The sequence below is a fragment of the Dysosmobacter sp. Phy genome (assembly GCF_054476235.1).
Genome location: NZ_CM136997.1, coordinates 1,641,618 through 1,653,310, shown reverse-complemented (window position 1 = coordinate 1,653,310; position 11,693 = coordinate 1,641,618). Strand labels below are relative to the sequence as shown.

The 11,693-nt window shown below is 64.0% G+C and carries 8 protein-coding genes; 5 read left to right on the top strand and 3 right to left on the bottom strand.

From position 1 onward, the window contains the following. Positions 1-104: 104 nt before the first annotated feature. From ACVDHE_RS08030 to ACVDHE_RS08020, 3 genes are read right to left on the bottom strand one after another with little or no spacing between them, the layout of a single operon-like run. Positions 105-1,580: a 4-hydroxyphenylacetate 3-hydroxylase family protein gene (locus ACVDHE_RS08030; protein ID WP_213037534.1), complete on the bottom strand. Its 1,476-nt coding sequence runs from the start codon at positions 1,578-1,580 to the stop codon at positions 105-107. A 34-nt stretch (positions 1,581-1,614) separates the two neighbouring features. Then, on the bottom strand, positions 1,615-3,171 hold the full coding sequence (locus tag ACVDHE_RS08025; RefSeq protein WP_213037533.1) for an acyl CoA:acetate/3-ketoacid CoA transferase: 1,557 nt from the start codon (positions 3,169-3,171) through the stop codon (positions 1,615-1,617). Positions 3,172-3,210: 39 nt separating this feature from the next. Next, complete coding sequence (locus ACVDHE_RS08020) at positions 3,211-4,011, bottom strand: enoyl-CoA hydratase-related protein (protein WP_458884262.1); 801 nt, start codon at positions 4,009-4,011, stop codon at positions 3,211-3,213. 401 nt (positions 4,012-4,412) lie between these two features. Between ACVDHE_RS08020 and ACVDHE_RS08015 the strand changes: the two genes are divergently transcribed. From ACVDHE_RS08015 to ACVDHE_RS07995, 5 genes are all read left to right on the top strand, one after another. Continuing rightward, the gene (locus ACVDHE_RS08015; RefSeq protein ID WP_458884261.1) at positions 4,413-5,861 is read left to right on the top strand and encodes a sigma-54 interaction domain-containing protein; all 1,449 of its coding nucleotides are present in this window, start codon (positions 4,413-4,415) and stop codon (positions 5,859-5,861) included. Then, positions 5,858-7,204, top strand: a complete 1,347-nt coding sequence (gene rpoN / locus ACVDHE_RS08010; RefSeq protein ID WP_458884260.1) for an RNA polymerase factor sigma-54 — start codon at positions 5,858-5,860, stop codon at positions 7,202-7,204. The genes ACVDHE_RS08015 and rpoN overlap by 4 nt, the downstream gene beginning before the upstream one ends. Positions 7,205-7,293: 89 nt before the next feature. Then, positions 7,294-7,569, top strand: coding sequence for a metal-sensing transcriptional repressor (locus ACVDHE_RS08005; RefSeq protein ID WP_213037528.1), 276 nt, complete (start codon positions 7,294-7,296; stop codon positions 7,567-7,569). A gap of 103 nt (positions 7,570-7,672) precedes the next feature. After that, the gene (locus ACVDHE_RS08000; RefSeq protein WP_458884259.1) at positions 7,673-9,547 is read left to right on the top strand and encodes a heavy metal translocating P-type ATPase; all 1,875 of its coding nucleotides are present in this window, start codon (positions 7,673-7,675) and stop codon (positions 9,545-9,547) included. Positions 9,548-9,701: 154 nt separating this feature from the next. Then, entirely contained in the window at positions 9,702-11,642 is a 1,941-nt protein-coding gene (locus ACVDHE_RS07995; RefSeq protein ID WP_458884258.1) for an OPT family oligopeptide transporter, read from the top strand. The last annotated feature ends 51 nt before the right edge of the window (positions 11,643-11,693 follow it).

The following is an 11,693-nucleotide window of genomic DNA, read 5'->3' as shown; positions in this document are numbered from 1 at the left end:
GCTCCTCCGCCGTGCGGAGGAGCGGGGGGTATCGAAGCCATTGTGCCGCCGCAGGCGGCGCGGTGACTTCGTATCCAGGGGGGACATCGTCCCCCCTGGACGGATTACTTGATGCCCGCGATGTCCTTAGCCAGCTGCTTCTTGCCCTGGATGTTGCCCTGGCGGGCGATCATGATGCGCTGGGCCTGGGGAGAGCCGGCGCCGTGCATGGACTCGGTGCGGTAGCCGACGGCGGCAGCGCCCAGGCACAGGTTCTCGATGAAGCGCATGATGCGCTGGCGGTCCTCAGTCTTGACACCCTCGCGGGCGGCGAAGAACTTGTTGCAGATCTCGCCGATGGTCTCGCCGTTGCGGCCCACCACGGTGTCGGAGTTGAAGTCGGTCTGAGAGGGCATGGTGACCACCAGGCCGCCGGCGATGTCCTCGGCCAGACGGACGATCTCATAGGGGAAGCGGGTGACGTTCTGCTTGCAGACGTTGGCCAGCAGCAGGTCGATCTGATAGTTGCCCGCCTTGGTCTTGAAGCCCTGGGCGGAGCAGGCGATGCCGCAGCAGAACAGGGTCTCGTTCAGGTGGGTCATCTCGATCAGCTTGTCCTTGACGGCGCTGGCCTTCTCCACGCCGTTGTACTCGGCGGCAAGGGCCGCAGCGCCGATCAGGGTGTCGCCCACGCCGACCTTGCAGCCGCCATAGCTCTGGCGGTGATAGCCGGCGAAGCGCTCCACGATCATGCCGGCGAACTCATACTCGCCGTTGAGGAAGATGTACTCGTTGGGGATGAACACGTGGTCCAGGACCACCAGGGCCTCCTGGCCGCCGAACTTGGCGTTGCCCACGTCGATGGAGGCGTTCTCCTCCAGCTTCCGGGTGTCGCAGGACTGACGGCCGTAGATCATGTACATGCCCTCGGCGTCGGTGGGGCAGGCGAAGCTCACAGCCCAGTCCTTGTCGGCCTCGCCCATGGAGATGGTGGGCATGAAGATGTGCCAGTGGGAGTTGATGGAGCCGGTCTGGTGGCACTTGGCGCCGCAGACCACGATGCCGTCGGGCCGGCGCTCCACGACATGGACATACATGTCGGGGTCGGCCTGCTGGCTGGGGGCCTTGGACCGGTCGCCCTTGGGGTCGGTCATGGCGCCGTCCACGGTCAGGTCGTTGTCCTGGACCATGGTCAGGAACTTCTTGAAGTTGTCGTGATAGTGGGTGCCGTACTTCTCGTCGATCTCATAGGTGGTGGAGAACACGGCGTTGAAGGCGTCCATGCCCACGCAGCGCTGGAAGCAGCTGGCGGTCTTCTGGCCCAGCAGGCGCTGCATCTTCACCTTGTTCATCAGGTCCTCGGTGGACTGATGCAGGTGGGTGAAGCGGTTGATGGTGTGGCCGGTCAGGCTGGACTTGACGGTCATGAGCTCCGCGTACTGGGGGTCCTGAGCCAGGGCGTAGGTCATGGCGACGCAGTTGATGGAGGGACGGATCATGGGGTGATCCACCCAGTTGTCGATCTTCTCGCCGAACATGTACACCCGGGTGTTCAGCTTGCGCAGGCTCTCAACGTATTCCTGTGCGGTCATTAAAGCCATTCTTTTTTCCTCCTCGATATGGTTGGGGGTTGCGTTAATCGTTGGCCAGGCCCATCAGCTCATCCTTGAAGATGCGCTCGTCCATGAGCTTGAGGTCCTCGGCGATCTTGGGCATGAACTCCATCTGATCCAGGACCTGGGTCTGGAGGTCGATGCCGGGGGCGATCTCGATCAGGGTCACACCCTCGGGCCGCAGCTCGAACACGGCGCGCTCGGTGATGTAGAGCACCGGCTGGTGGACCTTGTTGGCGTAGACGCCGGAGAAGGTGATGTGCTCGACCTGGTTGACGAACTTCTTCTTGGCGCCCTCCTGGGTGATGACCAGCTTGCCGTCCTGGCATTCGGTCTTGAGGCCCTTGGCGGTGAAGGTGCCGCAGTAGACCACCTTCTTGGCGTTCTGGGTGATGTCGATGAAGCCGCCGGCGCCGGCCAGGCGGGTGCCGAACTTGGACACGTTCAGGTCGCCGTTGGGCGCGGTCTCGGCCAGGCCCAGGAAGGCCACGTCCAGGCCGCCGCCCTGATAGAAGTCAAACTGGACGTTGTGGTCCAGAATGGCCATGGCGTTGGCGGAGGCGCCGAACTGGGTGCCGCCGTAAGGCACGCCGGCGATGCCGCCGGCCTCCACGGTCAGGGTCATCTTGTCGGAGATGCCCTCCTCGGCGGCCACATTGGCGATCTTCTCGGGAGCGCCGGTGCCCAGGTTCACGATGGCGTCCTGGGGCAGCTCCATGGCGGCCCGGCGGGCGATGATCTTCTTGGCGTCCAGGGGGATGGGGGGGATGGCGTCCACGGGGATGCGGAACTCGCCGGTCAGGGCGCCGTCATAGGGCATGCCCAGGCACTGCATGTTGTCCTCGATGGAGCCCACCACGATGGCGTCCACATAGATGCCGGGGATCTTCACCAGCTTGGGATCCAGAGAACCGCCCTGGACGATCTTCTCCACCTGGACAATGACCTTGCCGCCGGAGTTCTTGGTGGCCTGGGCCTGGGCGGTGACGTCCAGAGGGCCGATCTCGCGGTGGACGGTGACGTTGCCGTACTCATCGGCGTAGGAGCCCCGCAGGAAGCAGACGTTGATGGGGAAGCCCTTGTACAGCAGGCGCTCCTCGCCCTCGATCTCCACCAGCTTCACCAGGTCCTCCTTGGTGGCGGTGTTCAGCTTGCCGCCGCCGTTGCGGGGGTCGGCGAAGGTGTACAGACCCACGTGGGTGATGGTGCCGATGTTGTGGGCGGCGATGTCCCGGTACATGTGGGTGATGACGCCCTGGGGCAGGTTGTAGGCTTCGATCTTGTTGGCCAGAGCCAGGTCGCCCAGCTTGGGGGCGCGGTCCCAGTGGCCGCCCACCACGCGCTTGACCATGCCCTCATGGCCGTAGTGGTCGCCGCCGGTGCCGTCCCGGTGGCCCTGACCGGCTGCGAAGAACAGCGTCAGGTCACGGGGATGGCCGGTCTCCAGAAAGCGCTTTTCCAGCGCGATGGACAGCGCCTCGGGGCAGGCGCAGCTGACGAAGCCGCCGGTGGAAATGGTGTCGCCGTCCTGAACCAGCAGGGCCGCTTCCTCAGCGGTCAGTACGCGAACTTTCTTCATGTCGTTTTATCCCTCTTTTTTATATGTATCGGAATTCTCTTACTTGTTCTGGAAGTGCTTTTCCTTGCGCTTTTCCAGGAAGGCGCCCATGCCCTCCTTCTGGTCCTCGGTGGCAAAGCACATGGCGAACAGCTCGTTCTCCAGAGCGATGCCGTCGTCAATGTCCATCTGCATGCCGCGGTCGATGCAGGCCTTGGAGTACTTAACGGCGATGGGAGCGTTGGCGGTGAAGGACTTGGCCATGGCGACGGCGCCGGCCATCAGCTCCTCGGGGGCGTACACGGCGTTGACCAGGCCGATCTCCTTGGCCTCGGCGGCGCCGATGGTCTTGCCGGAGAAGATCAGCTCCTTGGCCTTGGCGATACCCACGCGGCGGGGCAGACGCTGGGTGCCGGAGAAGCCGGGGGTGATGCCCAGGCCCACCTCGGGCTGGCCGAACTTGGCGCCGCCCTTGCCCTCGGCGTTGGGACCGGCAGCCAGGATGATGTCGCAGGCCATGGCCAGCTCACAGCCGCCTCCCAGGGCGAAGCCGTTCACCGCGGCGATGGTGGGGATCTCCAGCTTCTCGATACGGCGGAAGAGGGCGCTGCCTCTCTGGCCCCACTTGCGGCCCTGGGCCACGTCCATGGGCTTCTGCTCACCGATATCGGCGCCGGCCACGAAGGAGCGGCCCTCGCCGGTGATGATGAAGGCGCCCAGCTCGGCGTCCTTTTCCACCTCGGCGATCAACTGCTCCAGCTCGGAGATAACCGTGGAGTTCAAAGCGTTCAGGGCTTCGGGACGATTGATGGTGGCAATACCGATGTTGCCGTTCTTCTCGTAACGAATGGTCTGATACATTGCAGATCTCCTCCTCATAATTTCATCGGGACGAGCCCGGTTTTTGCTGACTAAAATTATAGCAAAATCGATGCCAGTTTTTCAAGGGCATTTTCCCTGCCGCCGCTGCCGCTTTCTGTGCATCTTGGCAGAATTTCCGCAATCGCTTTTTGCAGTTTTGACGAAACGCCGTCGGGTTCGCCTTTCGTTCTATTCAATAATGAATAGATGCGGATGCGTGGCAGGCCGTCCGGACAAACAGATTTTTTTGTGCGGAGAGAATAATTTGACCGCTGTTTTCTGTAAAAACCGACAAGGAATTTCTGGAAATTTCCTCTTTCTATTCATTCTTGAATATGCTATACTCAAAAATGAATAGAGCGGCAGCAACCAGCCAGTTTTGTGGAAAGCAGGTGAAAAGTTTGGCGCAGAACACAAATTTTTCAGGCATTTTCGATGAAGATATCAACCTCAAAGGGCTTTTTGATATTCTGAACCCGGAGAACAACCTGGTGCTGGCGGACGACATGATGCTCTCCGACGCCAAAGGCACCATCCTGCGGGTCAGTGAGACCTACGAGCGGAATTTCGGCTTTGCCCACAACTCCATCGTGGGCAAGTCCGCCTTCGACCTGGAGGCCGACGGCACCTTCACCCCCTGCATCACAGCCGAGGTGATCCGCCAGAAGCGCAAGATCACCGCCACCCAGACCATCAACCACACCCACCGCAATGTCATGACCGTGGGCATCCCCCTGTTCGACGACAACGGGGAGCTGAAATACGCCGTGTGCTTCAACACCGTGTCCATGGAACAGATCAACACCATTCAGCGCAACTACCGCCATTTGCAGGACTCTCTGCAGCAGTACTCCCAGGAGATCGCGGAGCTGCGGACCCGGGCCACCTCCACCACCCTGGTATTCAAGAGCCACTCCATGCAGCGGCTGTGGACGCTGATCCAGAATACCGCCAACACCAAGGCCAACATCCTCATCACCGGTGAGACCGGCGTGGGCAAGAGCGCTGTGGCCAAGGCCATCCACGCCATGAGCAACCGCTCGGAGGGCCCCTTCATCGAGGTCAACTGCGCGGTGCTCCACGAGAACCTCATTGAGTCGGAGCTCTTCGGCTATGAAAAGGGCGCCTTCACCGGCGCCGCCTCCGGCGGCAAGATCGGCAAGATCGAGCTGGCCAACCACGGCACGCTGTTTCTCGACGAGATCGGCGAACTGCCGCCCCACATCCAGTCCAAACTCCTGCAGCTGATTCAGGAAAAGACCATTGAGCGCCTCTCCGGAACCCGGAAGATCGAGTTGGATTTCCGTCTGATCGTGGCCACCAACCGCAATCTGGAGGAGGAGGTCCAGCGGGGACTGTTCCGCTCCGACCTCTTCTACCGGCTCAATGTCATCCGCATCCACATCCCGCCCCTGCGGCAGCGCAAGGAGGACATCTTTCCCCTGTCCCACCAGTTCCTGGCCCGGTTCTGCGGGGAGTACGGGAAGAACCTCACCTTCAGTCCCCGCTTTCTGAACTTCCTGGAGCGCTATGAGTGGCCCGGCAACGTGCGCCAGCTGGAAAACCTCATCGAGCGGCTGGTCATCATCGTCCAGGATCCCATCATCGACGTGACCGCCCTGCCCCAGGAGTACACCGGCCAGGAGGAGCCCCTGCCCGCCGTTTTGCCGGAGCGGTCCGGCACGCTGGCAGAGCGGATGGACGCCTATGAGCGCCAGATCATCCGGGAGTCCTACCGCCGCTGCGGCACCACCGTGGCAGTGGCAAGGGACCTGGGCATCTCCCAGGCCACCGCCGCCCGGAAGATCGCCAAGTATGTCAGCGCCGCGGAGAGAGGAGGCGTCTCATGAGCCTGGTCACGCTGAAAGCGGAGCTGCGGCAGGAGCTGAAGCTGACGCCGCAGCTGCTCCAGTCCATGGAGATTTTGCAGATGAACTCCCAGGAGCTGCTGGAGTACCTGGGCAAAATCAGTGAGGAAAATCCTTTGGTGGAACAGGAGGATGCCTCGTCCCTGCGCAGCGCCTACGAGGAACTGCGCCAGAAGGCCAGCTGGATCGACGGCGGCCTCCACGGCGGCACCTTTGTCCATGAGGACACAGCCGCCCCGGAGCGGGGCGCTCTGGACCGGGAGACGGAGAGCCTTTCCGCCTTCCTCCGGGACCAGCTGGACCGGCGGCGGCTTTCCAAGCCCCTGCTGGCTCTGTGCCGGTATCTGGCGGAGCTGGTGGACGAGGACGGATATCTGGCCCAGGAGGACCTGGACGGACTGGAGAACATGAAGGTGCCCCGCCCTCTGCTGGACAAGGCCCTGGCCACCATCCAGAGTCTGGACCCGGCGGGCGTGGGCGCCCGGAACCTGTCGGAGTGCCTGCTGCTGCAGCTGTCCCGGCAGAAGCATCCCTCCCCGGCGGTCATGGACATCGTGGCCCGGTTCCTGCCGGAGCTGGGCCGGAAGCACTACGGGCCCATTGCCCGGGAGCTGGGCCTGACTACGGCGGAGATCCAGGCAGCGGAAAAGGCCATCGCCGCCCTGGAACCCCACCCCGGCCGGGCCTTCCAGCCGGCAGAGCCCACGGTGTACGTCCGGCCGGACGTGTTCATCGTGGAGCTGGACGGGGAGCTCCAGGTGGTGCTGAACGAGTACTATCTGCCCCGGGTCACCATCAGCGACTACTATGCCCGGCTCCTGAAGGAGTCCGACGAAAAGGAGACCCGGGCCTACTTACAGCAGAAGATGCAGCAGGCCAAGTGGCTGCTGAACAGTCTGGAGCGGCGGGGCGGCACCCTGCGCCGCTGCGCCGAGGCCATCCTGGAGGCCCAGCGCCCCTTCTTCTCCGGAAAGACCGGCGAGCTGGCCCCCATGAGCCTGCTGACCCTGGCGGAGCAGCTGGAGGTCCACCCCTCCACCGTATCCCGGGCAGTCCGGGGCAAGTACCTCCAGTGCCGCCAGGGAACCTATCCCCTGCGCTATTTCTTCAGCCATGCCGTGGGTCAGGCCGGCCCCTCTCAGCAGGCGGTAAAGCGGCGGATGCTGGAGCTGGTGCGCCAGGAGGACCCGGCCCATCCCCTCAGCGACCAGACGCTGGTGGAGCTGCTGTCCGGGGAGGGCGTCCGTCTGGCCCGGCGGACCGTAGCCAAGTACCGCATGGAGCTGGGTCTCCCCTCCTCCACCGGCCGCCGGCACCGGAGCTAGCGCACCCGTGGCGGCCGCATTGACAGGGGCCGCCACCCCGGGTATAATGAGGGCCATACGGATACCTCTTACGGTATGGAGGGATGTTTATGAGGCAGTGCATGGACGCGGAGAACCTGCACCGCAGGCTGAAAAAGATCATCGGGCAGGTCCAGGCCATCGACCGGATGGTGGACGAGGACGTGCCCTGCGAGGATATCCTGGCCCAGATCAACGCGGCCAAGTCCGCCCTGCACGGCTGCGGCAAGGTGGTGCTGGAGGGGCATATCAAACACTGCGTCCGGGACGGCATCCAGCACGGCGACGCCGACAAGACCATCGAGAGTTTCACCAAGGCGGTGGAGCGGTTCTCCAATATGGGATAAGTGCAAAAAGCAGCCGGGACCGGCTGCTTTTTCCCTTGACAGAATATACCCCCATGGGTATAATTTACCCATACCCCCTACGGTATGGAAGAGAGGCTGTTTTATGAACGCACGGATGGAACGACTGGAGCATCTGCTGGAGCTGGGCGGGATCAAAAAGGACGTGACGCTGCTGGTTCTCTCGGGGGCGGCGGTACTGGCCAGCCTGCTGGACTTCCGGCCCCTCCCCTTCGACATGGCCTGGGCGGCCATCGTGCTGTGCGGTGTGCCCATCATTCTGGAAGCCCTCATCGGCCTGGTCACCGCCTTCGATATCAAGGCAGACGTGCTGGTGTCCCTGGCGCTGATCGCGTCGGTGTGCATCGGAGAGTACTTCGCCGCCGGCGAGGTGGCCTTCATCATGCAGCTGGGCGCCCTGCTGGAAGAGCTGACCGTAGCCAAGGCCCGGGCCGGCATCGAAAAGCTGGTGCACCTGACGCCCCGGACCGCCCGGCGTCTGACGGCGGAGGGCGAGGAGGTCGTGGCGGCGGAGGCGGTCCGGGTGGGCGAGCATCTGCGGGTGCTGCCGGGAGAGACGGTGCCGGTGGACGGGGTCATCCTCTCCGGCCGGACCTCCGTCAACCAGGCGGTCATGACCGGCGAGTCCCTGCCGGTGGACAAGGGGCCGGGGGACGCCGTGTCCTCCGGCACGGTGAACCATTTCGGCGCCTTTGAGATGGAGGCCGCCCGGGTGGGCGAGGACAGCTCCATCCAGCGGATGATTCGGCTGGTCCAGTCCGCCGACGCGGGCAAGGCGAAGATCGTGGGGCTGGCGGACCGGTGGGCCACCTGGATCGTGGTGGTCGCCCTCAGCGCCGCCGCGCTGACCTGGCTCATCACCGGCGAGATCATCCGGGCAGTCACCATCCTGGTGGTGTTCTGCCCCTGTGCTCTGGTGCTGGCCACCCCCACCGCCATCATGGCGGCCATCGGCAACGCCACCCGCCACGGCTTCCTGGTCCGCCAGGGCGACGCCCTGGAACGGCTGGCCCAGGTGCAGGTGGTCACCTTTGACAAAACCGGCACCCTGACCTGCGGCACGCCCCAGGTGGTAGAGGCTGGCAGCGTCCTCCCGGACCTGGACGAGCGGAGCCTCCGGCGTCTGGCGGCGGCGGCCGAGCAGCTGTCCGAGCATCCCCTGGGCAAGGCCATCGTCAGCGGCTGGAAGCAGGCGGAGGGCGGCGGCCTCCCCGCCGCCGGGAACTTCCGCATGATCCCCGGCCGGGGCGTGGCTGCGGAGGTGGAGGGCCGGTCCGTTCTGGCGGGCAGTCCGGAGCTGCTGGCGGAGCAGGGCGTGGCCTTCTGTCCGCCGCCGGAGGCGGAGGCGGCCCTGAGCCGGGGCTGCACCGTCACCTATCTGGCGGTGGACGGCGCCTTCGCCGGCTATCTCGCCCTGGCGGACACCCTCCGGCCCCAGAGTGCGGACATGGTGGCCCGCCTCTCCTCCCTGGGCGTCCGGCCGGTGCTGCTGACCGGCGACCACGAAAACGCCGCCCGGACCATCGCCGCGGCGCTGAACATCCGGGAGGTCCGCTCCGGCTGCCTGCCGGAGGACAAGCTCCGCTACATCGACGCCTGCCAGCGCTCCGGCGAGCCCGTGTGCATGATGGGTGACGGCATCAATGACGCCCCGGCGCTGAAGCGCGCCCATGTAGGCATCGCCATGGGCGGCGTCGGCAGCGACATCGCCGTGGACGCAGCGGACATTGCCCTGGTGGACGACGAGGTGAAGGAGCTGCCCCATCTGCTGGCCCTGTCCCGGCGGATGATGACCACCATTAAGCTGAACATGACCTTTTCCATGGCGCTGAACTTCCTGGCCATCACCCTGGCCATCACCGGCATCTTAAATCCCGTAGTGGGCGCCCTGGTCCACAACGCCGGGTCTGTGCTGGTGATCTCCAACTCGGCCCTGCTGCTGAGCTGGCGGCGGCGATAATTCCCAGGAAATCCCTAGGAACGAAAAGTCCTTGACGGAACCGTTAAGATTTTGTAAAATAACATGGTGATCTGCAACAGGCCGGACTCTGGAATACGAGGCCGGCCTGTTCAGCGCCATAAAAAAATTCTACAAGAGAAAGGAATTGGGTATCGTGGAAGAAAACAAATTTCGACCCTATATCCCCGCGGACAAGGTCATGCCCGAATTCACGGCGGTCTCCATCGTGCTGGGCGCCATCCTGGCCGTTGTCTTTGGCGGCGCCAACGCCTACCTGGGCCTCCGGGTGGGCATGACGGTGTCTGCCTCCATTCCCGCGGCTGTCATCTCCATGGGTGTCATCCGCAAGATCCTGCGGCGGGACTCCATTCTGGAGAACAACATGGTCCAGACCATCGGCTCCGCCGGTGAGTCCGTGGCCGCCGGCGCCATCTTCACCCTGCCGGCCCTGTTCATGTGGGCCAAGGATGGCCTGTGCGACGTGCCCTCCCTGGTGGAGATCGGCCTGATCGCCCTGTGCGGCGGCGTGCTGGGCGTGCTCATGATGATCCCCCTGCGCAGCGCTCTGATCGTCAAGGAGCACGGCGTGCTGGCCTATCCCGAGGGCCAGGCCTGCGCCGAGGTGCTCATCGCCGGCGAGGAGGGCGGCGCCAAGGCGTCCACCGTGTTCTCGGGTCTTGGCATCGCGGCGCTGTACAAGTTCATTGCCGACGGACTGAAGGTGTTCCCCAGCGAGATCACCTACGACGTGCCCGGCTACAAGGGCGCCGGCATCGGCATCGACGTGCTGCCGGCCCTGGCCGGCGTGGGCTACATCTGCGGCGTGAAGGTGTCCTCTTATCTGTTCGCCGGCGGCGTGCTGGGCTGGTTCGTGATCCTGCCCCTGATGGCCCTGTTCGGCGGCGACACCATCATGTTCCCCGTCACGGACATGACCATCAGTGAGCTGATTGCCAAGAAGGGTGTCTCCGCCCTGTGGAGCAACTACCTGCGCTACATCGGCGCCGGCGCCGTGGCCTGCGGCGGCGTGCTGAGCCTCATCAAGTCCCTGCCCCTGATCATCCGCACCTTCCGTGACGCCATGGGCGACTACGGCAAGGGCCGCACCGCCGGCACCCTGCGCACCGAGCAGGACATCCCCATGAAGGTGGTGCTGCTGGGCGTGCTGATCGTGGCCGTGGTGCTGTGGCTGGTGCCCGCCATCCCCCTGAACCTGTTCACCGCCCTGATCGTCATTGTCTTCGGCTTCTTCTTCGCCACCGTCTCCTCCCGCATGGTGGGCCTGATCGGCTCGTCCAACAACCCCGTCTCCGGCATGGCCATCGCCACGCTGCTGATCTCCACCCTGCTGCTCAAGGCCACCGGCACTGACGGCATCGAGGGCATGACCGCCGCCATCGTTATCGGCGGCGTGATCTGCGTGGTGGCCGCCATCGCCGGCGACACCTCCCAGGACCTCAAGACCGGTTTCCTGGTGGGCGCCACGCCCCGCAGGCAGCAGATCGGCGAGCTGATCGGCGTGGCGGTCTCCGCCGTGGCCATCGGCGCCATTTTGTATCTGCTGAGCATGGCCTGGGGCGGCTACGGCTCCAACGACCTGCCCGCTCCCCAGGCGATCTTGATGAAGATGATCGTCGAGGGCGTCATGGGCGGCAACCTGCCCTGGAACCTGGTGCTCTCCGGCGTGTTCATCGCCATCGTGGTGGAGGTGCTGGGCATCCCCGTGCTGCCCTTCGCCATCGGCCTTTACCTGCCCATCTATCTGTCCGTGCCCATGATGCTGGGCGGTCTGCTGCGCTGGTTCCTGGAAAAGCGCAAGTACAGCAGCGACAAGGTCAAGGACAACGTGGTCCAGTCCGGCGTGCTCTACTCCTCCGGCCTGATCGCCGGCGAGGGCATCGTGGGCATTTTGCTGGCGGTCCTCGCCATCATCCCCATCGGTGTAGACGAAAAGGGCGCCACCCTCTACGTCAGCAACGCCATCGACTTCAGCGAAAAGTTCAGCATCGGCCAGATCGGCGGCCTCATCTGCTTCGCCGTCATCCTGCTGACCATCTTCCTCTTTGCCACCAAGGAGCAGAAGAAGGCAAACTAACGATTGCATTCCCAAAAGCCGGGCTGTATACTTTGGTATGCAGCCCGGCTT

Excerpts from the sequence above, each read along its gene's own strand:
- ACVDHE_RS08025 (WP_213037533.1), bottom strand. The coding sequence starts at position 3,171 with ATGAAGAAAGTTCGCGTACTGACCGCTGAGGAAGCGGCCCTGCTGGTT.
- ACVDHE_RS08000 (WP_458884259.1), top strand. The coding sequence starts at position 7,673 with ATGAACGCACGGATGGAACGACTGGAGCATCTGCTGGAGCTGGGCGGG.
- ACVDHE_RS08030 (WP_213037534.1), bottom strand. The coding sequence starts at position 1,580 with ATGGCTTTAATGACCGCACAGGAATACGTTGAGAGCCTGCGCAAGCTG.
- ACVDHE_RS08005 (WP_213037528.1), top strand. The coding sequence starts at position 7,294 with ATGAGGCAGTGCATGGACGCGGAGAACCTGCACCGCAGGCTGAAAAAG.
- ACVDHE_RS08020 (WP_458884262.1), bottom strand. The coding sequence starts at position 4,011 with ATGTATCAGACCATTCGTTACGAGAAGAACGGCAACATCGGTATTGCC.
- rpoN (WP_458884260.1), top strand. The coding sequence starts at position 5,858 with ATGAGCCTGGTCACGCTGAAAGCGGAGCTGCGGCAGGAGCTGAAGCTG.